The organism is Formosimonas limnophila, from assembly GCF_014652675.1.
Lineage (GTDB): Bacteria > Pseudomonadota > Gammaproteobacteria > Burkholderiales > Burkholderiaceae > Hydromonas > Hydromonas limnophila.
On record NZ_BMZG01000009.1, the window covers coordinates 54746 to 75773 of the forward strand.

At 47.4% G+C, this 21028-nt stretch carries 23 protein-coding genes; 7 read left to right on the forward strand and 16 right to left on the reverse strand.

The window, feature by feature from the left end; translation table 11 throughout:
- Nucleotides 1-52: 52 nt before the first annotated feature.
- The 5 genes from mreC to IE082_RS09035 all read left to right on the forward strand — a co-directional run bounded on the left by mreC (nt 53) and on the right by IE082_RS09035 (nt 5379).
- The gene (gene mreC, locus IE082_RS09015) at nt 53-1144 is read left to right on the forward strand and encodes a rod shape-determining protein MreC (RefSeq protein ID WP_189493596.1); all 1092 of its coding nucleotides are present in this window, start codon (nt 53-55) and stop codon (nt 1142-1144) included.
- The gene (gene mreD / locus IE082_RS09020) at nt 1144-1650 is read left to right on the forward strand and encodes a rod shape-determining protein MreD (RefSeq protein WP_189493597.1); all 507 of its coding nucleotides are present in this window, start codon (nt 1144-1146) and stop codon (nt 1648-1650) included. Before mreC ends, mreD begins: the two co-directional genes overlap by 1 nt.
- Nucleotides 1647-3584: a penicillin-binding protein 2 gene (mrdA, locus tag IE082_RS09025; protein ID WP_189493598.1), complete on the forward strand. Its 1938-nt coding sequence runs from the start codon at nt 1647-1649 to the stop codon at nt 3582-3584. The genes mreD and mrdA overlap by 4 nt, the downstream gene beginning before the upstream one ends.
- Nucleotides 3581-4741, forward strand: a complete 1161-nt coding sequence (rodA, locus tag IE082_RS09030; protein WP_308429025.1) for a rod shape-determining protein RodA — start codon at nt 3581-3583, stop codon at nt 4739-4741. Before mrdA ends, rodA begins: the two co-directional genes overlap by 4 nt.
- 104 nt (nt 4742-4845) lie before the next feature.
- The gene (locus IE082_RS09035) at nt 4846-5379 is read left to right on the forward strand and encodes a septal ring lytic transglycosylase RlpA family protein (RefSeq protein WP_189493599.1); all 534 of its coding nucleotides are present in this window, start codon (nt 4846-4848) and stop codon (nt 5377-5379) included.
- Between the two features lie 196 nt (nt 5380-5575).
- On the opposite strand, the gene IE082_RS09040 is transcribed toward IE082_RS09035, so the two are convergent.
- The 5 genes from IE082_RS09040 to rsmI all read right to left on the reverse strand — a co-directional run bounded on the left by IE082_RS09040 (nt 5576) and on the right by rsmI (nt 10067).
- A complete protein-coding gene (locus IE082_RS09040) occupies nt 5576-6310 on the reverse strand; it encodes an amino acid ABC transporter ATP-binding protein (RefSeq protein ID WP_189493600.1) in 735 nt (244 codons plus the stop codon).
- A 30-nt stretch (nt 6311-6340) separates the two neighbouring features.
- Complete coding sequence (locus tag IE082_RS09045; protein ID WP_189493601.1) at nt 6341-7030, reverse strand: amino acid ABC transporter permease; 690 nt, start codon at nt 7028-7030, stop codon at nt 6341-6343.
- 1 nt (nt 7031) lies between these two features.
- On the reverse strand, nt 7032-7862 hold the full coding sequence (locus IE082_RS09050) for an amino acid ABC transporter permease (RefSeq protein WP_229809798.1): 831 nt from the start codon (nt 7860-7862) through the stop codon (nt 7032-7034).
- A gap of 92 nt (nt 7863-7954) precedes the next feature.
- A complete protein-coding gene (locus IE082_RS09055; RefSeq protein WP_189493602.1) occupies nt 7955-8914 on the reverse strand; it encodes a transporter substrate-binding domain-containing protein in 960 nt (319 codons plus the stop codon).
- 262 nt (nt 8915-9176) lie between these two features.
- Nucleotides 9177-10067, reverse strand: a complete 891-nt coding sequence (gene rsmI, locus IE082_RS09060; RefSeq protein ID WP_189493603.1) for a 16S rRNA (cytidine(1402)-2'-O)-methyltransferase — start codon at nt 10065-10067, stop codon at nt 9177-9179.
- An 82-nt stretch (nt 10068-10149) separates the two neighbouring features.
- Here rsmI and IE082_RS09065 point away from each other — a divergent pair, with 82 nt between their 5' ends.
- The gene (locus IE082_RS09065; RefSeq protein ID WP_189493604.1) at nt 10150-10578 is read left to right on the forward strand and encodes a YraN family protein; all 429 of its coding nucleotides are present in this window, start codon (nt 10150-10152) and stop codon (nt 10576-10578) included.
- Between the two features lie 77 nt (nt 10579-10655).
- Nucleotides 10656-11162, forward strand: coding sequence for a TlpA family protein disulfide reductase (locus IE082_RS09070; protein WP_189493605.1), 507 nt, complete (start codon nt 10656-10658; stop codon nt 11160-11162).
- A 95-nt stretch (nt 11163-11257) separates the two neighbouring features.
- Here IE082_RS09070 and IE082_RS09075 read toward each other — a convergent pair whose 3' ends face one another.
- The 11 genes from IE082_RS09075 to IE082_RS09125 form a co-directional block, all read right to left on the reverse strand.
- Entirely contained in the window at nt 11258-11584 is a 327-nt protein-coding gene (locus tag IE082_RS09075; RefSeq protein WP_189493606.1) for a GlpM family protein, read from the reverse strand.
- A gap of 59 nt (nt 11585-11643) precedes the next feature.
- Nucleotides 11644-12375 carry an endonuclease/exonuclease/phosphatase family protein gene (locus tag IE082_RS09080; RefSeq protein ID WP_189493607.1) on the reverse strand — a complete coding sequence of 244 codons (732 nt, stop codon included), beginning with the start codon at nt 12373-12375 and terminating at the stop codon, nt 11644-11646.
- Nucleotides 12376-12395: 20 nt separating this feature from the next.
- On the reverse strand, nt 12396-13259 hold the full coding sequence (locus IE082_RS09085; RefSeq protein ID WP_189493608.1) for a cobalamin-binding protein: 864 nt from the start codon (nt 13257-13259) through the stop codon (nt 12396-12398).
- A 25-nt stretch (nt 13260-13284) separates the two neighbouring features.
- Nucleotides 13285-13722, reverse strand: a complete 438-nt coding sequence (locus IE082_RS09090; RefSeq protein ID WP_189493609.1) for an ExbD/TolR family protein — start codon at nt 13720-13722, stop codon at nt 13285-13287.
- Nucleotides 13723-13725: 3 nt separating this feature from the next.
- Nucleotides 13726-14352 (reverse strand): MotA/TolQ/ExbB proton channel family protein, encoded by a 627-nt coding sequence (locus IE082_RS09095; protein WP_189493610.1) that lies wholly within the window; start codon nt 14350-14352, stop codon nt 13726-13728.
- A 493-nt stretch (nt 14353-14845) separates the two neighbouring features.
- Nucleotides 14846-16156 carry a TolC family protein gene (locus IE082_RS09100; protein WP_189493611.1) on the reverse strand — a complete coding sequence of 437 codons (1311 nt, stop codon included), beginning with the start codon at nt 16154-16156 and terminating at the stop codon, nt 14846-14848.
- A 59-nt stretch (nt 16157-16215) separates the two neighbouring features.
- Nucleotides 16216-17400, reverse strand: a complete 1185-nt coding sequence (locus IE082_RS09105) for a beta-barrel domain-containing protein (RefSeq protein WP_189493612.1) — start codon at nt 17398-17400, stop codon at nt 16216-16218.
- Complete coding sequence (locus tag IE082_RS09110; protein ID WP_189493613.1) at nt 17400-19622, reverse strand: ATP-binding cassette domain-containing protein; 2223 nt, start codon at nt 19620-19622, stop codon at nt 17400-17402. The genes IE082_RS09105 and IE082_RS09110 overlap by 1 nt, the downstream gene beginning before the upstream one ends.
- Nucleotides 19623-19646: 24 nt before the next feature.
- Entirely contained in the window at nt 19647-19898 is a 252-nt protein-coding gene (locus IE082_RS11545; protein ID WP_189493614.1) for a hypothetical protein, read from the reverse strand.
- A 46-nt stretch (nt 19899-19944) separates the two neighbouring features.
- Nucleotides 19945-20250 carry a transposase gene (locus tag IE082_RS09120; RefSeq protein ID WP_189493615.1) on the reverse strand — a complete coding sequence of 102 codons (306 nt, stop codon included), beginning with the start codon at nt 20248-20250 and terminating at the stop codon, nt 19945-19947.
- A gap of 96 nt (nt 20251-20346) precedes the next feature.
- The gene (locus IE082_RS09125; protein WP_189493616.1) at nt 20347-21006 is read right to left on the reverse strand and encodes a hypothetical protein; all 660 of its coding nucleotides are present in this window, start codon (nt 21004-21006) and stop codon (nt 20347-20349) included.
- Nucleotides 21007-21028: the final 22 nt, after the last annotated feature.

Here is a 21028-nt window from a genome sequence, read left to right on the forward strand (position 1 = left end):
AGAGCTCATTTTTCTAAAGGTTTCCAGAAACTTCTCAAATGCGCCCTGTTTTATGAAAAAAGACTACCAACTCTTTCGGCGCACCACACCTGTGTGGTTGCGCCTCGTTTTTGCCACTGTCTTGGCGCTGGCTCTGATGATGGTTGACGGCCAAGATCGGCGGCTTAAAGTGGTTCGCGGTGTAGTGAAAACATTTGTGTCGCCCATTCAAAGTGGTTTGCAGTCAACCAAACAGTGGGTTTCGGATAGTTTTTTTTATGTGTATAACATTGAAAAGCTGGCCACTGAAAACCAAAGTTTGAAAGTGGCTGAACAGTCACAAGCGGCTCGAATTGCTCAACTGGCCCAATTGGAAACAGACAATGCCCTGCTGCGCGAGCAGCTTGGGCTTAAGCAGTCAACGAGTACGCCGAGCATTGCAGCTGAGGTATTGTATCAAGTGGTTGACCCATATGCACGCAAATTAGTGCTCAATAAAGGCAGTAGCGACGGTGTTCAGCTCGGCCAGCCTGTGGTGACTGCCGATGGTTTGATTGGTCAAATCACCGATGTCACGTCTGTTTCTAGTGAGTTGACTTTGGTTTTAGACACCAAAATCAATGTGCCCGTACAAATCAAACGCATGGTCGAGCCAGCGACCTCGGCTGTGATTAACTCAGCCACGCCTGTTGATGTATCTGCTTCTGCCACAAACAGCCAAACTGGTGCGGCGACAGACCCTTCTTCGCCACAGACATCGGACAACGTACAAAAACCGGCAATGAAGCAGGATAGTGGCTTGGTACGAGGCTTGATTTCGGGCGATAAGCGCGAAGGTTATTTGGCATTGCGATTCTTTGTGCCTCAGGTGGATATCAGAGAAGGTGATTTGTTGGTCACCTCTGGACTTGATGGTTTGTACCCAGCTGGGTTGGCGGTGGGGCGAGTGGCGTCTGTTGAAAAGTCAGGCGATGATGAACGTTCAAATATCACTGTTGTGCCGACGACCAAAGGCATGGCCGCGCGTTTTGTTTTGATTTTGCAGGTAGTAGATGCGAGTGCGCGCAAGGATTACGCCGATGCCCAAAGTGCCAAGGCACAAGACACTGCCGTGCCCACGACGCTGGGTGAGCGCCGTCGCACTGAAACATTGGGGAATAAATAATGCGAGTAGAGCAATGGTTGGGCACAGTGCGCGCCCGTGTGGTCTGGTTGACTTTGATTGTTGCATGGTTGCTGTCCTTTGTGGTGACGGTACGTGCCACGGTTTGGTTGGATTGGGTGGCTTTGGTTTTACTGTTTTGGACAGTTTATCAGCCCGCTCGGATTTCACTGATTTTGGCTTTTGTGGTTGGTATTTTGATTGATGTACAACAGGCTTCGATATTGGGCGAGCACGCACTATTGTACGTGTGGGGTGTTGCCTTAATGCAAGCGTTGGCGTCGCGTTTGCAGTTCTCATCAGTATTTGTCCATGCGCTCTATGGCACAGGGTTGTTGTTGTTGATGCAGGTGATGCGTGCTTTGGGACATGCGGTGTTTCTCGGAGAGTTCGATAATCTCGCGGGTTTGGTGTGGGTTTTGCTCGGGGTGGTGGCTTGGATGTTACTGGCAACGGTATTGCATAAGTCAGCGCGTTCCAACGCGGTAGGTGCATGGGTATCTAAATGAAGAATAATTTGGGGGCTGCTACACAAACTCAATTGTTTCGTCGTCGGCTGGTGGTGGCCAATGCCTTGGTTTTGGCGTGTTTTTCTTTGCTGGTTGCTCGTCTTGTCTATTTGCAAGTGTTCAGTCATGAGGAGTTCTCGCAAAAAGCCGAGAGTAATCGAATTTCAGTTGTGCCAATTGCACCTGAGCGTGGTGAAATCCTTGACCGACATGGCGTGGTGATGGCCCGCAACAACCCTGGTTTTTCGTTAGAAATCACACCAGAGGACATTGAGTTAATCAATGAAAAAGAAAACCGAGACGATGCCATCGCTCGCTTGATTGGTGAGCTGGGGCAAGTTGTACCGATTACTGAGTCTGACTTGCGTAAGTTTAAAAAAATCAAAGAGGATTCACAAGCGCACGACAGCTTGCCGATTTTGACTAAGCTTACACCAGAGCAGGTGTTTAAGCTCTCTGCTGTATTGTTTCGATACAAAGGCGTTGAAATTAAAAAACGAAGTTTTCGAGATTATCCAAATGGCAACATGGGCGTGCATGTCATGGGTTATATTGGGCGCATCAATAAAAAAGACCAAGAGCGCTTAGCCGAAGAAAACCTTAAAGATGCCTATCACGGCACGACCCACATTGGTAAAGTCGGCATTGAACAAAGTTACGAAGACGTGCTGCATGGCAAGGCGGGGTATCAGCGTTTGCAAGTGATGGCCTCCGGTCGTCGCATTGATGAGCTCGGCGAGGAGCCTGCAGTCAATGGGCGCAGTTTGGAGCTGACGATTGATGCACATATCCAGTCTGAGACTGAAAAAGCCTTTGGTAATCGCCGTGGCGCATTGGTGGCGATAGAGCCTGCAACTGGTGAGGTTTTGGCTTTTGTGAGCGCGCCGACTTATGACCCGCGTTTGTTTATGGACGGTATTTCGACTGATGACTGGGCATTGCTCTCGAATCATGAGGATAAGCCGTTACTCAATCGCCCGCTTCGCGAAAACTACCCAGTGGGTTCAACGTACAAGCCCTTTATGGCCATCGCTGCCTTACATTCGGGTGTTCGCAGTGCGGATAAAGTCATTGCCGACGGTGGTGTTTATACGTTTGGTGGCCATCGTTATCGAGACAGCACGGGTGGGCGTGGTCACGGCATGGTCAATATGTTCCAGTCTATTGCGGTCTCATCGGATGTTTATTATTACAGCCTGGCTCATGAGATGGGGGTTGATTTGATGCACCAAGAGCTATCTCGTTTCGGTTTTGGTCAAAAAACGGGCATTGATCTCATTGGTGAAATTACAGGAATTTTGCCCTCAAAAGCGTGGTACAAAAAACGCACAGGTAAAGACTGGAGTGAAGGGCAAACCATCAGTTTGGGTATTGGGCAGGGCGAAAATACGTTTACGATTCTACAGTTGGCTTATGCTACGTCGATATTGGCGAACAATGGGGTTGGGATGAAGCCCCATTTGGTTCGTTCGATCATCGGCCCACTGGCCAATCAAAGAGAAATCAAGTCGCCCACACAGATTGCCGATTTACAGATCCCTGCGGCAGACCTTGACGTGGTCAGACGTGGGATGGTGCAAGTGAATATATCGGGTACTGGGCGAGGGGTGTTTAATGGTTTGGGCTATGCTGTTGCGGGTAAAACAGGTACGGCGCAAGTCTTTAGCGTTGCCCAAAACTCCACGTACTCGGCCAGTCGTCGCAATGCCCGAATGACTGACCACTCGCTTTACATTGCGTTTGCACCAGCTGACAATCCCAAAATCGCCATTGCCGCCATTGTTGAAAATGGTGGTTTTGGTGCTAAGGCCGCAGCCCCCATTGTTCGCCGAACATTAGAGGCGTTTAATGAGTCAAACGCGGGTAAACGTTATCAGCCTGACCCAACTCAAGCCTCTGCGGCAGCATTGACCAACAAAAAGACCACGCCATGAATTTGATGCCTGATTTCTCACCCAGCTTGGGTCGAACGTCGACGCTCTCACGGATTTTTGCGCCCATTGATGGTGTGATGTTGTTTATTCTTGCACTCATAGCCGCCATTAGTGTGGTGGCTATGTACAGTGCCGCGTCAGATATGCCACATCGATTTGAGGATCATATTCGTAATCTGACGATAGGTTTTGTTGTGATGCTGGTTTTGGCGTACACGCCGCCCAAGTGGCTAATGCAGCTTGCTATTCCGTTATACGTTGTTGGTATTTTGCTGCTTCTGGGGGTGGCATTGTTTGGTGAAAGTTCCAAAGGTGCTCAGCGGTGGCTGAATGTCGGTGTGCGAATCCAGCCGTCAGAGTTGCTAAAAATCGCTGTGCCCTTGATGTTGGCGTATTATTTTCACTTGACGGGCGTGGTGCATGACCGCAAGAGAGCCATTCAGGTTTATTTAATTGCGGCATTGATTTTGCTCGTGCCCTTTACCTTAATTGCCAAGCAACCTGACCTTGGAACAGCTTTGCTGGTGGCTTTTGCTGGGGCGTATGTGATATTTTTTGCAGGACTTAACTGGAAAGTGGTGGTTGGGCTTTTGGCCAGTGCGGTGGTTTTGATTAGCGTGTTGTTGTCACTGCTGCACACCTCGTTTGCGACAGATGTGCTGCATTTGAAGCCTTATCAAATCAAACGCATCGAGGTGTTGCTTGACCCATCAGCAGATCCTCGTGGGTCGGGTTTTCACATCATGCAAGCTGAGATTGCCATTGGTTCTGGTGGGTTGCTGGGCAAAGGCTGGCAACAAGGCACGCAAGCGCAGCTTCAGTTCATTCCTGAGCGTTCCACTGACTTCTTATTGGCGGTTTTTTCTGAGGAATTTGGTCTTGTTGGTAACCTTCTACTCCTTGTGTTATACTCCATGCTCATTTTACGGGGATTATCCATCGCTTATGGTGCCTCCTCGCGATTTGAACGGTTGCTGGCAGGAGCGCTTTCCATGATTTTGTTCACCTATGTTTTTGTGAATACGGGCATGGTAGCGGGTATGCTGCCAGTCGTTGGAGTGCCACTGCCGTTTATGAGCTATGGCGGCACCGCGCTGATTACCTTGGGCGTGGCTTGTGGCATGTTAATGAGCGTGCATCACCATCGAATCAGATGAGCACGTGCAATTGGGTAAGACCTCTCCCCTATAATAACTACCAGCAAAGAGTCGATAAGTAAGACAGACTCTAGGTCAGATACCCGTCTAAGGAGTAAGACGGTATGATTCGTTTGAAAAGTCGCCAGTTCCGCAAGTATGCGGCATTGGCAATCAGTGTCAGTGCATTTATCGGTTTGAATTCTGCACTGTCTGCTAAAGAAATACCAACACCAGTCGCTGCGATAGCAGCACCCACTGTTGTTGCCGACAATCCAGTAGGAAGCGTCGTGTCGCCTGTGAATCAGAAGAGTGATGTTAAAGTGCAAAAAACCAATTTTGCATCAAATGACGTCAAAACCAGTTTTCTTCAAACAGGTGTGGCGTCTTACTATGGCCCAGGGTTTCACGGCCGACGCACCGCAAATGGCGAAAAATTTAACCAAAATGCCATGACCGCTGCCCATCGCACCTTGCCGTTTGGAACCAAATTAAAGGTCACCAACCTCGCTAATGGTCAGAGTACCATCGTCCGAGTCAATGACCGAGGCCCTTATGCTGGTGGACGCGTGCTTGACTTATCCGTCGCTGCAGCCAAGCAAATTGGTTCAACCCACTCAGGTGTTGCGAAAGTGAAAATCGAAGTCGTCAGTAACTGATGTAACGGTTGCGCGACGAATGATGCCGCAGACCAGACAAACGCCGATGCTGTTGCATCGGCGTTTTTTATGGTTGTTTGGTCAAGTACAGGTCGGTGGTACATGTGATTAAAAATCACCCAATACTTCGGGTCTAAGCACCAAAAAAGCCTATGAGTCATCATCGGCTTTTTTGGTGAGAAATAAAACGCCCCAATCAATGAGCCAAAATTTTTGATAAAAATTGCTTGGCGCGGTCAGAGCGATTTTCTGTGTTGCTGAAAAATTCGTCTTTCGAGCAGTCTTCGACGATTTCGCCTTTGTCCATGAAAATCACGCGGCTGGCAACTTTGCGGGCGAAGCCCATTTCGTGGGTGACGCACATCATGGTCATGCCTTCGTTGGCGAGTTGCACCATCACGTCGAGCACTTCGTTGACCATTTCGGGGTCTAGCGCAGACGTTGGCTCATCAAACAACATGGCAATCGGATCCATTGCGAGTGCACGAGCGATGGCGACACGTTGCTGTTGTCCGCCTGATAATTGGCCAGGGAATTTATGTGCGTGCGCCGATAATCCGACGCGCTCTAATAACTTTTTGCCTTTGGTGTAGGCTTCGTCTTTGCTGCGCCCCAAAACTTTCATTTGAGCAATGGCGAGATTTTTCTCAATGCTCATGTGCGGAAACAACTCGAAGTGTTGAAACACCATCCCGACGCGCGAACGTAGTTTGTTCAGATTTGTTTTCGGGTCGGTGAGGGATACGCCATCGACCACAATATCGCCTTTTTGAATAGGCTCTAATGCGTTGACGGTTTTGATTAAGGTCGATTTTCCTGAGCCTGATGGGCCGCATACGACGACTACTTCGCCTTTTTGAATGTTGGTGGTGCAGTTGGTCAACACTTGAAACTCACCGTACCATTTTGATGCATTTTTGATTTCTATCATGACAAAACTCCAATAAATAGGGTTGCGGCATCAACGAATGATGGCTACTTTTTTCTGTAAATATTTGACATAACGAGACATGCCATAGCAGATGATGAAATAAATCACACCAATAAATAAGTAAAACTCGGTCGGACGATTGTTGGTCGCGGCGAGTGTGGTGCCTGCGCCCAGAAAGTCCTTCCAGCCAATCGCGTAAACCAGGGTGATGTCCTGAAACAAGATGATGGTCTGCGTGAGTAACACAGGCAGCATGTTGCGTAAGGCTTGTGGCAGGACGACTTGCATCATGGTTTGGCCGTAGCTCATGCCCAACGCATAACTCGCAGCGGTTTGCCCTTTGGAAATATTTTGTATCCCTGCACGCATGATTTCAGAAAAATACGCCGCTTCAAAAATCGCATACGTGATGACACCCGCCACCAAAGCACCGAGCGTGACGGGATACGCTGCACCTGTAACCCATTGCAGTAATTTGGGCAACATAAAATAAAATACCAACAATACTTGCACCAATGGCAGACCACGAAAAAAATCCACATATAACTTGGCAAAGCCTGAAGCAAAGCGGTTGGATGACAAACGCATCATTGCCAGCGGTGTACCAATCAACATGCCAAGAATCAATGCTAACACGGTGAGCTGTATGGTGAACCACAGCCCTTTGGCCAACGCGCTCAGAGATTCGGGGGTAAATAAAACAGCGAAGTCGAAGTTCATATTATTTACCTCCCATTGACAAACCAGGGATGGCCAAACGTTTCTCGAATATAGCCATCAAGAATTTAATGGCATAAGTGAAGAACAAATAAACCAGCGTGGTGACCGTCATAATCACGAGGTCTTGAGAGGTTTCTTCGTTCATGTTCTTGGTATAAAAATAGAGGTTGAATACACCAATCGCAAAGGCGACCGAAGTGTTCTTGAATAAATTCATCACTTCAGATGTGAGCGTCGGCCACACGGTACGAAAAGCCACAGGTAAAATCGTGTACAAATAAACCTGCGCACGGCTCATGCCCATGGCAAAGCCAGCGTTCCATTGTCCTGTCGGAATTGCTTGAATTCCCGCACGGACTTGTTCTGAAATCCGCGCTGCGTGGTACAAACCAATCCCCAAACCTGCAACCACCCATGGCATGGTGTTGACTATTTGCTTGTAGCCTGCGCCTGCAACTGCGCTGCCATTTTCCGCCGAGATGCTGGTCGGTAAAAATTCTGGAAACACCCGCGCCCAAAAAAACAATTGGATGATGAGTGGGATGTTGCGAAATAACTCCACGTAGCTATTGCCCAATCGCACCAGCCATTTGTTTGGTGTGGTGCGGATGACGCCAAGCAACGAGCCGAGCGCAAACGCTAGCACCAATGCCAATAAAAAAACCACGAAATGCCATTGAAGGCCGCTCACCATGATTTGTAACCATGTCACGGACTCTGCGCTGGAATCATACGAGCCCGCTCCAGCCATTTTGCACAACGATTCAGCCCAACTGGCTTTGTCGACGTACTCGTTGCCAGGAGAGCAAAACACGCCCCAGTCATTTGCCATACTGATTCTCCAAACGGTTCAATATTTTTTATAAAAATAGCGCACAGATTAACTTATTATTCTGTGCGCTATGTTTTGGATGATGAAACTGATTAAATTCCTGCGTCAGATGGCTCTGAGAAGGCTTTTTTCATGGTTTCGTTCATTTTCCAGTTCATATTGATGCCTTTTGGTGGAATCGGAGATTGGAACCATTTGGCATAAGATTTTTCAGCCGCACCGGATTTGATGAAGTTGGTGACCGCAGTATCTGCGATTTTCTTCATTGCCGCATCACCTTTGTTCAACATCACGCCGTACGGCTCAGTCGAGAGGATCGGGCCGACGATTTGAAAATCATTTGGCGTTTTTGATGTGGCGATCAAACCAGCCAAAATGTTGTCATCCATAAAGAATGCAGCGGCAGCTCCTGACTCAACCTGAGCGAATGAGTCGGCGTGGTCTTTACCGAATACGTTGGTGACGTTGACTTTGGCAGCTTGCTCGCCTTGTTTGATGTATTTGTCAGAGGTTGTGCCTGTGGTGGTGACGACTGCCTTACCATCAAGATCTTTAATTTCTTTGACGTTAGAGCCTTTTTTTACCACCATACGCACTTCGGTCACGTAGTAGTTGGTTGAGAAGTTAACTTGCTCTTGGCGTTTTTTGCTGTTGGTTGTTGTGCCACACTCCATGTCAATGTTGCCCGCTTGGATTTCTGGGATGCGGGTCGCTGACGTGACAGGTTTGTATTCGACTTTGAGTTCAGGCATTTTGAGTTCTTTTTTCAACTCATCAACAATGGCTGAGCAGACATCCAACGCGTAGCCGACAGGTTTGCCATCAGCCAAGTATGAAATAGGAATTGACGATTCGCGGTGACCGATGACCACTTTGCCCGTGTCTTTGATTTTTTTAATGGTATCAATCGCTGGTGGTGGCGTTTCAGCAGGTTTGGCAGCATCCGCTGTTTTGGCTGGTTCTGCTGGCTTGTCGCCACCGCCGCCACAAGAGGCTAGTGTGAACGTACCTGCAGTTAATAATAAAGCGGTGAGTAAACGAGTCTGTTTCATGTGTTCAATTCCTTCACTGAGTGTGATATGTCATTGTGTTTTGCGCCCCTATTTTTTAAGGGGGCACAACGTTTGATAAGCGGTTTAACCAACTTATTCGCGAAGAGTAAAGCAAAGGAATCATGAATGCAAGACCACTGGATGCACTGATTTGAGGTGCATTGCACCAAATATGGTCATTTTGTATGATGTGTGTTTATCTTTTGGGGGGTTATGATGCTGTTGTGGTGCAGCAAAAAAAGTCATTGAGGTCCTGTGGTTTTTACTCAGTTTCGGGTGCGTTGGCTTTAAGGGACAGAGCTTGTTGATAAACCTCGTTTTTTGGTGCGCCTGTTATTTGGCAAGTCAGTGCCACAGCTTGCTTGAGGGGTAACTCATTTAACAGCACGACCAATGTGGGCTGCCATCCTGTATGCTGATTGACCTCATGTGCGGGAGCTGACAACACCAAAACGTACTCGCCACGAGGTACGGCAGCTTGTGTTAGCCATTGGGAGGCATTGCACAGTGGTAAAATGGTGACAGATTCATGTAGTTTGGTAAGTTCTTTGCCAATCGTTAGAGTGCGCTCACTAAAATGCTCTGCCAAGGCGGCAATGGTGTCGTGTAAGCGATGCGGTGACTCATAAAAGACGATGTTGCTCGAAATGCTGGCCAAAGATTGCAAAGTTTGGTTGCGGGCGTTGGCTTTGTTTGGCAAAAACCCATGGAAGTGAAATCCGCCATCGTATCCTGCCGCACTCATTGCGGCGACAGCAGCACAGGCACCTGCAATGGGGACAACGCGCACGCCAGCAGCATGTGCCGCGGCGACTACGCGTGAACCAGGGTCTGAGACGGCAGGTGTGCCCGCATCGGTGATGAGGGCGATGCGTTCGCCGTTTTGTAGTCGAGTGATGAGACTGGTGGCGATGTCAGATTCGTTGTAGTCGTGGACAGCGATGAGCGGCTTGCTGATGCCGTATTGGTTGAGTAGTGGTTTACTGCGGCGCGTGTCTTCGCAGGCGATGGCATCAACGAGCTGCAACACATACAGAGCCCGTACCGTGATGTCCGCCAAATTGCCGATTGGGGTGGCGACGATGTACAGAGCGCCTTGGGGGTATTGTTGGGTGGCTGCATTTTGCCAAATCGATTCTAAAGCATGCGACATAAAAAGACCTCGTGGTTAGGGCTGCACTTTAGCATGGTTTTGTGCGATGATGAGCTAGTGATCAAGACAAAAAGGCGACGTGATGTTGGGCTGGCTGCGAAAAAAATCAGAAATCAAAACCGAAGAATTGCCCTTGCGCCGCTACACGCCGCAAGCTGCGCGGCAAAGAGATGGTGCGCGCGCTGAGATGTTGGCCAAAGCGTATCTGATTGAGCAGGGATTAACGCTGGTTGATGCGAATGTTGCGTGCACGCGTGGTGAAATCGATTTAGTGATGAAAGACGGCCGCACTCTGGTATTTGTCGAAGTGCGTTGGCGAAAAACCGCGGCTTACGGTGGTGCCGTTGCGTCAATCACACCAAGCAAGCTGAAAAAGCTACTGACCGCTTGTGAGGTGTTTTTTCAGCATTATCCAGTATGGCGTAGCAGCCCATGCCGAGTGGATGTCGTTGCATTGCAAGGCTCGCTTGATCAAGCGCAGATTGAGTGGTTGAAAAACGTCACGGGCTAGACTGAACGAGCTTCGGGTTAAATCGGGTATAATTTTGGTGTTATTCGTGTATCAGTCGTCTTTAGAGGAAATTGATTATGGCCATTAAACTTCGTTGGCTCGCCGCTGCGGGTATTGCAGCGGTGGTGATTGCCACTGCTTACAAAAATCTCACGGCAGAACCAGGCGCCATGAACGCAGTACAAGTGACCACCATCGACAATCAGAAAATCAAATTCGCTGATTGGCAAAAAGAAGGTAAAGTGACTGTTGTGAATTTCTGGGCCACCTCATGCACCACCTGTGTGAAAGAAATGCCCAAGCTGGTGGAGATGTACAATAAACTCCAGCCCAAAGGCCTCGCTTATGTCGCAGTTGCGATGCAATACGATAATCCAGCTTATGTCAAAAATTTTGCGACGGATAAAAATCTGCCTTTTCCTGTGGTGTGGGATGGTGAAGGTCGCCTAAATGAGCAATTTGGTCATATCATCGGCACACCGACTACTTTTGTGATTGACAAAAATGGCAAGATTATCAAACGCTATGTGGGTGAGCCTGATTGGACGGATATCTATGCAGTGATTGAGAAAGAGTTGGCGTAAATAGTCACTCTCAAAACTGCGCTCACATAAAAAAACGGTTCGATGTTCGGACTGTTTTTTTGTGGGTTAGAGGTGAAAGGCCATTGGCTATGTCTCTAAGCGCGGAAGTACACCAACATCCCAGCGGCTAAACACCAAAAAGTGGCAGATAGAACGAGTGCAGGTGTTAACGCCATTTTATCGACCAAAAAATATGCCGCAATCAAATACACAGCGTACGGCAAAAGCGCCCACAACCCAAAGATAATGGTGGCTTTCAAGTCATCGCGCGAACGCTCAACCCCGACAATATAGTGACTAATCAATGCAAAGCTAGGGAACAGCGGCACCAAACCAGCAATCAAAAAATACCGACTACGTGACAAAAGGGCTATGGCGACGACGGCCGCCGCTCCGAGGAATGCTTTTAGCAGTAAAGACATGTTGAGTCCTAATCATACGCAGTGTTGTACTGTTTTTTGTCAGGGTTTAGAGTCGCAGGTTAAAGCAATAAGGCACTAATGGGTGCGTGATCTGAGCGGGTTCGCCATTCACGACCGCTGTGGACTTGGGCTGATTGTACATTAAGGTGTCGTGTGTATAAGCGATCTAAGCGAAACCATGGCAATTGCACAGGAAATGTTCGAGCCAAGCGCGACTCATTTGCAGACTCCAGAACATCAGCGACGGATAGGCGGCGTGTTAGTAACTGATGCACATGCAGATTCCAATCGTTGAAGTCACCTGCAATGATCAGTGGTGCAGTATCTGGCACATGGTTTTGTACTTGTTCAATCAAGGCTTGCGCTTGGCGAATTCGACTGCCTTTGAACAAACCAAAATGCGCACACAACACATGCAAATCTCCCAAGCGCGGATGTTCGACCACAGCGTGTAGCACGCCGCGTTGTTCTAACCGATGGTCGGAAACATCAATGTTTTCCCAAAAATGGATGGGGAATTTAGACAAAATCGCATTGCCATGATGGCCGTGGTCATAAAACGCATTGGCGCCATAAGCACAGTGTGCGTAAGTATCGCCTTGCAACGCGGCCAGTTGAGAATGCCCATGTTGGGCGATGGTGGTGGCACGGCGGGTGTTGACGTCTTGTACTTCTTGTAGACACAAAATATCTGCTGACAAGTCGTTAATCCCCGCCTTGAGCTGAGACAAGCTGGAGCCACGCGTGAGCGAGTGGCCTTTGCGGATGTTATACGTGGCGACAGTGAGCATAGGGTTTTATTGGAGTTAGTTTACAGACGAGCACGTGCTTGTGCTATGTCGGCGCACATTTTTTTCGCCGCAGTCAGTGTGCGTAGGGTGGCGCGGTTCATGGCGTCACTGTCAGTATAAAGGAAATTATTGGCTCGAACGGCGAGCAATGAGTCCCATTTGCGCCACATCTTCAAACTGTCATCTGCCTGTCCTTGTGGTGTGGCGGTGTACAGAATCGCAGGTTGACGTTGCAACACATCTTCCATACCAACGGTTGGTGCAGTGACGTTCAACTCGCTAAATATATTACGTGCACCGCAGCGTGTGAGGGCATCTGATACCCAGCTATGGCGATTGAGTGTCATCAGCGGCGAATGCCACACTTGATAAAACGTCGGTAGAGCAAGCGATGGTGCATCGGCTATTAATTGAATGTCTTGATAAGCGCTCAAAACCACGGCGGCTGCTTGTCGTTCTGTACCCGTTAAGTTGGCCAAGCGCATCAACGCCAGTGGGATATCACTCAGTTGCTTGGCGCTGTGCGTGTACAGCGGGATGCCCAATCTGGTTAAAGCAGGGATTTGTGCGGATGAGATACCACCTTGCCAAACAATAATCACATCGGGTTTAAGGGTGGCGATTTTTTCTAAATCCACGCTTTGATGGTCAGCAACGATGGGGATGCTTTTTGCCGCCACAGGGTAATCGCTGTAAGTGCTTGTGCCGATGACGTAGTCGCCTGCGCCGATGGCAAATAAGTTTTCTGTGATGGCGGGTGACAACGACACAATGCGCCGTGCGGGCTTGGTTAAGTTGACTGTATTGCCAGCGTCGTCATGAAACTGACCGAACGCTGGTTGGGTCAAGCAAGCCAACGCAAGTAGGGCAAGAATAAATCGCATTTGGGGTTTTCGATGGATCACGTGTTTATTTGGGCGCATCCGCAGCTTTGCCCGTACCACCTTGGGTCAAAAAGCTTACTTTGCTCAATCCTGCCTGCTGACTGGCTGTCAGCAGGTGTGCGACTTTGGCGTAGGAGATGGATTCATCTGCGCGGATGTGAATCGGAGTTTCGGCATTTTTCTGTGCCAATGTCGATAATACAGCCGCTAAATCCGCAGGGGCGATGGGGGCTTTGTCGATAAAATATTGACCGCTTGCATCAATCGAGAGAACGACGGGCGTGTTGTCCGTACTGATTTGCTCGGCTTTTTCGCTGGGCAAATTGACATTGACCGATTGAGTCATCAGTGGTGCGGCCATGATGAAAATCACCAAAAGAACCAACATCACGTCCACCATGGGTGTGATGTTGATGTCGGACATGGGGCGATGGCCTTGATTTTTTGGACTGTGCATGGCCATGATTTAGTCCACTTTCGTCGCGTGTAGATTGAGAATGTCGTGCGCAAAGGCGTCAATCTCTGTCTGAATGAATTGGTTGTTTCTGCTGAAAAAATTGTAAGCAAATAACGCAGGTAAAGCCACCGCCAAACCAAAAGCCGTCATGATGAGTGCCTCACCGACTGGGCCGATGATGTGGGAAATGTCCATCTGGCCTTGTGCTGCGACGGTGGTGAGTGTGCGATAAATGCCCCACACAGTGCCAAGCAAGCCAACAAAAGCGGCAGAGGAGGCCACCGTGGCCAATAATGTTAAACCTTTGTCCAAATGCTGGTGCGCCAGTCGCGCGGCATGTGAGAGTTTTCGCTCCAGTGTGGCGGTGTCGTTTGATGTGTTGGCGAGCTGAGCCAAAGGCGTCAATAAATGCTCTTTGTCGAATGGAGCGAGCGCGGCAATGCGGGTGTCGTGGTCTTTGTTGTGCCAAAACGTGGCCAAGCCTTTCGACAATTGGCGCATACGGGCATACATGGATAAACGCATGAATATAATGCCCCATGACAAAATAGACATGGCCAATAAAACCAAAGTGACAAAATGCCCGAAGCTGTCGCCTTGCGACCAGAAGTGTTGAAGGTTGAAAGTGGTGTCCATGTGTGTCTTATTTAAAGGTGATTAAAATGCCATGACTTTAAGGCGCTTATTGTAACAAGGATTGACGAGATGAGGCTTGATTGTCATAGGTTGAGACCTCTGCACAACCGCCACCTAAAAGCCGAGGAGCTGCGCAAAATTAAAAAACGCATTAAGTGATTGCAATTACCTCCAAAAATTAGCCAAGCGACTTCAAATTCAAGCAAAATCGGCCTGAATTGCCGCCTAAAGCCCCTCACAATTTTGAGCAATAGACTGATTTCAGCAAACCGTCGTCTAAACTGCCTTGTCGGGTTTCTTTGTGTGCCACGAATTCAATTCTTGGGTGATGGGGGATTGCGGTATTTCATAGCGTTTGCTGGAGATGGGTTGTGCAGAGGTCTCCTCTTAAATTGGAAATTTACCATTTACCCAGAATTTTTTACAGACTCTAATTTGGTGCAACATGGAATTGCTTTACTACTCAGGAGATTTTGAACAGGCTCTTATTGCTTTATTGCTTAACAGAATCAAAACCTACGTTTTGTGTATAAATACTTAATCGACGAGATGTCGTTAACAACAGCACTTGGACGTCAACCAGTTCAACTTGCGCTTCTTTGCGCTCTCGTACCGAATTCATTAAGTCGAGCCATGATTTCTTGCCGACTAAAAACAATCGGCTATACGATTCGCTGATTGCTTTAGTTAAATCTGCATATTTTTGTAATGGTTTTTCACGGCTTTTTGCAAACTGATAATCACTGACCTCTTGATTAACCCTCACCACCACGTCGCGCTTGGCTGAGTCTATATTTAATACTGTGGCGTAATAAGCTTTGTCGGCAGACAGTATTTTTGAAAAAGATGAAAAACCTGAGTCTGTTGAATAACTGAGCACTAAACCGACAGTGTTTTTGGGAGGAGTGTTTTGATAATCAGGGTCGCCAATCGTACGTCTTGCTTGTAAAGAAAGTTGGGGAAATGCTTGAGACCGCACTTTTTTACTTGCTTGATTGGCTGATTCTGCTTCAAATTGAAGTCGTTTCAATGTAGGACTGACTTCTAACACTTTCATCACAACATCTTCAGGCATTGCAAAATTGTTCTCTGGCTGTTGGCTTAATAGCTGCTCACGAGTCAGCCGCTGTCCCACGAGTTGACTTAAGGTGGTTAATGCAGATGATTCTTTGGCTCTATACGACGAGAGTTCGGACTGTGCTTGCAACAGGCGGGAAACACCTAAATTTTGGTCTGTCAGTGGAGAAACACCCGCTTCGGCACGATGGGTAATTAAGCTAACAAGCCTCTCATACTCTTTGACACTGTCCTCTGATACGCTTAATTTTTTGTGTGCCGAGAGCCATGCGCCATATGCATTAATCACCCTGATTGCGATGTTTTCGGCTTCTTCTCGCAATGCCCAATCGGACGCATTTAAGTTCGCTTTGCTTTGGCGGTATCCTGCCACCAAACCTCCCCCGATAAGCGGCTGGCTTATGGTAATCACTGTGTATGGGTCACCAATTGTACTTTTTGAGCTTGAGTCGCCATAAACCCGCCTGCGTGATTGAAAGTTGACCGTGGCATTGGGCAAAAAATTAAGTGATGCAGTGACCACATCTTGTTTGGCGGATTCTCGCGTCATTTCTTTTGATTTGATCGCAGGATAAGTTTGTATGGACTGCTCAATAAGTCCATCCAGAACATCCTTTGCTTCTGCTGTAGCCACGTTATGGCTAACAATAATGAGCAATATCGCCACAAATTGCTTTAAGCTTGTGTGCTTTCGTCCACCAGTTGATTTCAATTTATATACTTTCACCAATAAAATTGCTTTAATGGGTCGCCTCTGCGCTCGATTAGCTTAACTACCCGTTTTGTTTATTTTTCAGACATTGACTCACTCAATGTTTTGTTCAAAGGCTTTGTTAAATAGGACAGTACACTGCGCTTTCCTGATAAAACATCCACTGTGACAGTCATTCCCGGTCTGACTTCAATCTCTTGGCTTGCTCTGCCTTTAAACGCTCGTTCACCGATGCGAACTTTCGCTTTATAATAAACACCTTCTCCTTTTTCACTTTCATCAAGTAATGCGTCTGGGCTGATATAAACAACTTCGCCTTGCATCACTCCAAAAATTGAGTAGTCATATGCATCTAATTTGACTCTTGCGGGTAGGCCTTGACGTATAAACGTCATGTCTGCTGGTTTAATTTTTGCTTCAACCACAAAGTCGCTTTCTGTTGGCAAAATTTGCATAATCTCCTCACCTGAGCGCACCACCCCACCGAGCGTGGTCACTTGAATACTTTTGACCACGCCTGTGGCAGGTGCAATCAAGTCAGTGTGTTTTAGCAGTTGCTGGCGGTCGGCTAAAATTTGTTCTTGTGAGTTCAACTCTTCACGAGCCTTTGTCCACTCGGCACTGGCATCTTGGAGATATTTGCTTTCTATGTTTTTTATCTGAATATTAATATCGTTTAGTGTTCGTTCTAATCTTAAAATTTCAACTTGACTCACGTCTCCAGAGGCGACTAAGGGGCGGTTAAGTTGCAGTTCCTTCAAAACGAGCGCCCGACTCACTTGTAATTGATGAATGGACTCATCACGAGAAGCTTTGCGTTGATGATAAAGATTTTTTTGAACCCGTGCAAAATCATTGTATTTTGCTTCCAGTTCAGCAGGTATAGAAAATGAGCCGCCTGTTACTTCAGCCTGAAGTCGGGCTACAGTCATGCGTAAAGCACTTACTTTGCCAAATACATCGTCAAAAGCAGCGTTGGCACGCTCTTTTTCAAGAACCGCCACAACATCACCTTTCTTAACGGATTGGCCTTCCACAACTTTCAACTCAATTAATACGCCCCCATCCGCTGCTTGTATTGTTTGAGTATGGCTACTTGAAATCACCTGACCTTGCGCGTGAACCACGGTGTCAATCTCACTAAAATGAGCCCATATCAGCAAAGCAATGAGACAAACAAGAGACACTCTGAGCACGATGCGATCTTTACTGAACGTCATTCCATCCGATAGACCCAAAAGTCTTTTTAACCACTTCATCAAATGCCCTCCATCTTCGGTTGCGTAGATTTTGATCCCGCGGCTGATGCTTGTAAATGTTTAATGACTTTCATTTTGGGCCCGTCAATCGCTATTTTATTGTTGTTAATGACAATCAATCGGTCAACAAATTTTAATAGCGCAGGATTATGAGTGACCAGAACCATGGTGTGCTCTGGCTTAATGGCTTGCGCCAAAGTGGACATACACTGCTCGGCTGTTTGATAATCCATTGAAGATGTCGGCTCATCAAGCAGCCAAACCGACGGTTGATTAATCAATAGACGAGTCAATGCAACCAGCTGTTTTTGCCCACCAGACAGCCCTTTTCCGCCTTCTGCAATCGGCAAAGACAGCCCTTTAGGATGATTGGAAATGACTTTTAATAAGCCTGTTTTTTCAGAGATTTCTCGTATTTTTTCATCACCTGGGTCAACCGTACCAATTAACAGATTTTCTCTCAAAGTACCATTAAAAAGGCGATGCTCTTGCTGCAAATAACCGACTTGCTCGGATAACCAGCTTCTGGAAAGCTGCCCTATATCAATATCATCCAATAATATTTTTCCTGTTAGGGGTTGATACATACCCGTAAGAAGGCGCAACAGAGTGGATTTTCCTGAGCCAACGCCGCCCAGAATACCAATTTTTTCCCCGGATTTAATTGTCAGCTGAGTGACTGTAAAAGCATTTGGGGCATTTTTGTATGAGAAGCGAACGTCTTCCAACACGTACTGACCTCTCATCCGATCCAATTGAATAGGACGTTTGACATCATGATTGTCTGACTCTAAGCGATATAAGCTGTCCAAGCCTATCATGGCAGCTTTGGCGGTTGCATAACGTAACATCAGTTGGTATAAAGTGGCCGCTGGCGCTGTTGTTCTGCCCAGTAAAATCGATGAGGCAATCAATGCCCCCATCGTCATGTGCCCTTGCGTCACTTCATACGCACCAACAGCGACCACCGCAATATAAACCAGCTGTTGTAAAAAAACGGTGTAATGCGTTCCTTGTTCGCTAATGTGTCTCAGCTTGGTATCATGCTTAAGGCTGCTGTCATTGATATCAATCCATCGTGATAAAAAATGCCACATGCCGCCCCCCGATTTTATCGTTTCAGCGCCCTCAATCGCCTCAACCAGCAATCCAGTCTTTTGATTGGCCACTTCCATTCCTCTGCGGGTGTATGCTTCGATCTTTTTAATGGACTTAAAGCCGTGAACAGCTGCGATGATGTAGAATAAAAGTGGAATCAGTGCCAACCAAGCCGAACCAATCAGCGCAATTAAAAGCAAAAATAAGAAACCAAACGGCAATTCAATTAATAAATATATGGTGCTCGAAGATAAAAAACTACGAACACTTTCATAGCCACGTATCTGAGCGGACAATGAGCCAAGTGACGCGGGTAATTGATCCAATCGCACCTTGAGCAGTCGTGCAAAAATATCTCTGGATAGTTTGCTGTCCATTTTGAGCACGTTCTCTTCTATTAAACGAGAACGGACATTCTTTAACAGCAAATCTAAAAGAAGAGCTAAAGTCACGCCAAGTGTCAACACCCACAGTGTCTGATAGCCATGAGTCGGAATGACCCGATCGTATACCTGCATGCTAAATAACGAAACACCCAAAGCCATCAAACTAATCATGGCGGTAGCGATAGCCGCTTCCCACAGCGGTGTTGTATGACTCATGAACACATCTTTAAACATCGCAAATGCAGGGCGCTGACTCAATTTTATATTGTCTTGTTCAAACTGCAAACGCACACACGCCAATGTTTCTTCGCTTGGGATTTCAAATAACTGTTCAGTGCTACTACGAACTAGCCATCCGCCCGTGGATGTTTGAGACTGAACCACTAGCCAACCGTGTTCCTCACTCCAAGAAATAGCAGGTAACCGAGCGGGGTCAGGTTTTTGAGGCATATACAACTGCTCTATTTCCATTTCTTCGGTGACACGCTCTAAAACAGATTGCCAATCGCTGCCTTTCTTTCCTAAACTATCCACAAAAGCAGCACAGCGTGAAGAAATCACATCATGCAAATACAAACGGTCAATATGCCTCCCTTGTATCTTGGCCACACAGGCCATTGCCCACATCAATGAATCTCTTTGTTTTATCATTCTAAAAACCCTATGGGTAACATAAAAAATCAACCTTGTATCTTTAAGTTGATCAGCACTCGTTTCAACGAACAGTTTAAGCAGCAATTTTAGCTGCTGCGGATTCAAATTTTACAGGACTATGATATCCCAATTTTGAATGTTTGCGTTTGAGGTTGTAATAGGCCTCAATAAACCAGAAGATTTCACGTCTGGCGTGCTTCCATTGATTGCAAAAGCAATGCGATAGCCATAACGCCCCGCGTGCTCATCATAAATGCGCTGAATCCGCTTATCCAATGCGATATTGAGCACCATGCGGTTTGATGGCTGACGTTTAGCCAGTCGTAATAGCCGCTGCGCGATACATCCATAATGGCGCATTTGCGTGTCGTTGATAGACCCGCGTCTTGAGCAATCATTGCGTACTTTACGGTTTCAGGCTCGCAAAGTACGCGCTTGCCTTTTTTAGGAATTCAATCTCCCGCTTGCGCAAATCAAGCTCTTTATGAGCGGCTTTGAGTTGACGCTCTAATGTTTGATAGTCTTGGCGACTTGGGCTTTGGCCTTTGGTTGGGGCAGCTTTAAGATTCTTCATGGTTTCATAAATCCAGTTCGTTAAAGTCCCGTAGCTTATACCCAAATCTCGAGCCAATTCCGCGTAACTCAGCTCGCCTGATAATGCTAAACTTACTGGTTCTGATTTGAATGACTCATCGTAACGATTGCGTTTCATTTGACACCTCTATTCTTACGTTAAAAGGTGTCCGTCTATGCGAGGGCAGATCAGTCTCAGGTTGTTGCATGTTTTTGGTCATTTCATCTACAGAGGTTAACGGCAGTCGGCGTGATTGATGATGAATGTGGCTTGTCCAGTCGTTGGTTGACCCTGCTCATCAAGTGCGGGTGTAAATGTCATGGCCATGGCGATTTTGTGGATTTCGTCATTCATCATCTTGTCAGAGCTTTTGGCAAATGTGACCGCACTGGCTTTTCCTGTTGTGTTGACCGTTGCAGTGATTTTGAATTTGCCACCTACGAGTTTAAATTGACTGGCCTGTTTGCTGCATGAGCGTTGTACGTTTTGGAGGGTTGCTTTGGCTGCACGGTTTTGGGCTTGGCCTGTGTGGCTATCTGATGGTGTTCCCGAGTTTGAAGTGGTCGTTACTGCTTTTGTTGTAGTAGTCGTCTGCATCAATGAGCTGGTTGCGGAGGGTGTCACCGTTGATGATGTGGTTTTAGAAGCCTCTGTATTGGCTGATTGATTTGTGGGTGTGGCACTGGGTGTGTTTGGTGTATTGGCTGATGACTTAGGTAGCGCGTTACTGTTATCGCCTGTTTTGTCTGTTGTGACGTTATCTTTGGTTGGTGTCAGTGGTTCGATGACGATGGGTGTGGTTGCGGTCGGATGCGGTGTGTCTGTGTGTATATAACCCACCACGAGCAGCAGGTGGCCGAGAAAACTAAGGAAATAAAACAGCGAGCGAGGCATGAGGGCTTTGAGAAGAACGCCC

Bases quoted from the DNA above. Each gene is read 5' to 3' on its own strand.
- IE082_RS09125 (WP_189493616.1), bottom strand. From the start codon at position 21,006: ATGCCTCGCTCGCTGTTTTATTTCCTTAGTTTTCTCGGCCACCTGCTG.
- rsmI (WP_189493603.1), bottom strand. From the start codon at position 10,067: ATGTCGCATGCTTTAGAATCGATTTGGCAAAATGCAGCCACCCAACAA.
- mreC (WP_189493596.1), top strand. From the start codon at position 53: ATGAAAAAAGACTACCAACTCTTTCGGCGCACCACACCTGTGTGGTTG.
- IE082_RS09050 (WP_229809798.1), bottom strand. From the start codon at position 7,862: ATGGCAAATGACTGGGGCGTGTTTTGCTCTCCTGGCAACGAGTACGTC.
- IE082_RS09075 (WP_189493606.1), bottom strand. From the start codon at position 11,584: ATGTCTTTACTGCTAAAAGCATTCCTCGGAGCGGCGGCCGTCGTCGCC.
- IE082_RS09055 (WP_189493602.1), bottom strand. From the start codon at position 8,914: ATGAAACAGACTCGTTTACTCACCGCTTTATTATTAACTGCAGGTACG.
- IE082_RS09095 (WP_189493610.1), bottom strand. From the start codon at position 14,352: ATGGACACCACTTTCAACCTTCAACACTTCTGGTCGCAAGGCGACAGC.
- IE082_RS09070 (WP_189493605.1), top strand. From the start codon at position 10,656: ATGGCCATTAAACTTCGTTGGCTCGCCGCTGCGGGTATTGCAGCGGTG.
- IE082_RS09080 (WP_189493607.1), bottom strand. From the start codon at position 12,375: ATGCTCACTGTCGCCACGTATAACATCCGCAAAGGCCACTCGCTCACG.
- IE082_RS09120 (WP_189493615.1), bottom strand. From the start codon at position 20,250: ATGAAACGCAATCGTTACGATGAGTCATTCAAATCAGAACCAGTAAGT.
- rodA (WP_308429025.1), top strand. From the start codon at position 3,581: ATGAATTTGATGCCTGATTTCTCACCCAGCTTGGGTCGAACGTCGACG.
- IE082_RS09065 (WP_189493604.1), top strand. From the start codon at position 10,150: ATGTTGGGCTGGCTGCGAAAAAAATCAGAAATCAAAACCGAAGAATTG.
- IE082_RS09035 (WP_189493599.1), top strand. From the start codon at position 4,846: ATGATTCGTTTGAAAAGTCGCCAGTTCCGCAAGTATGCGGCATTGGCA.
- mreD (WP_189493597.1), top strand. From the start codon at position 1,144: ATGCGAGTAGAGCAATGGTTGGGCACAGTGCGCGCCCGTGTGGTCTGG.
- IE082_RS09040 (WP_189493600.1), bottom strand. From the start codon at position 6,310: ATGATAGAAATCAAAAATGCATCAAAATGGTACGGTGAGTTTCAAGTG.
- IE082_RS11545 (WP_189493614.1), bottom strand. From the start codon at position 19,898: ATGCGCCATTATGGATGTATCGCGCAGCGGCTATTACGACTGGCTAAA.
- IE082_RS09045 (WP_189493601.1), bottom strand. From the start codon at position 7,030: ATGAACTTCGACTTCGCTGTTTTATTTACCCCCGAATCTCTGAGCGCG.
- IE082_RS09090 (WP_189493609.1), bottom strand. From the start codon at position 13,722: ATGGCCATGCACAGTCCAAAAAATCAAGGCCATCGCCCCATGTCCGAC.
- IE082_RS09105 (WP_189493612.1), bottom strand. From the start codon at position 17,400: ATGAAGTGGTTAAAAAGACTTTTGGGTCTATCGGATGGAATGACGTTC.
- IE082_RS09085 (WP_189493608.1), bottom strand. From the start codon at position 13,259: ATGCGATTTATTCTTGCCCTACTTGCGTTGGCTTGCTTGACCCAACCA.
- mrdA (WP_189493598.1), top strand. From the start codon at position 1,647: ATGAAGAATAATTTGGGGGCTGCTACACAAACTCAATTGTTTCGTCGT.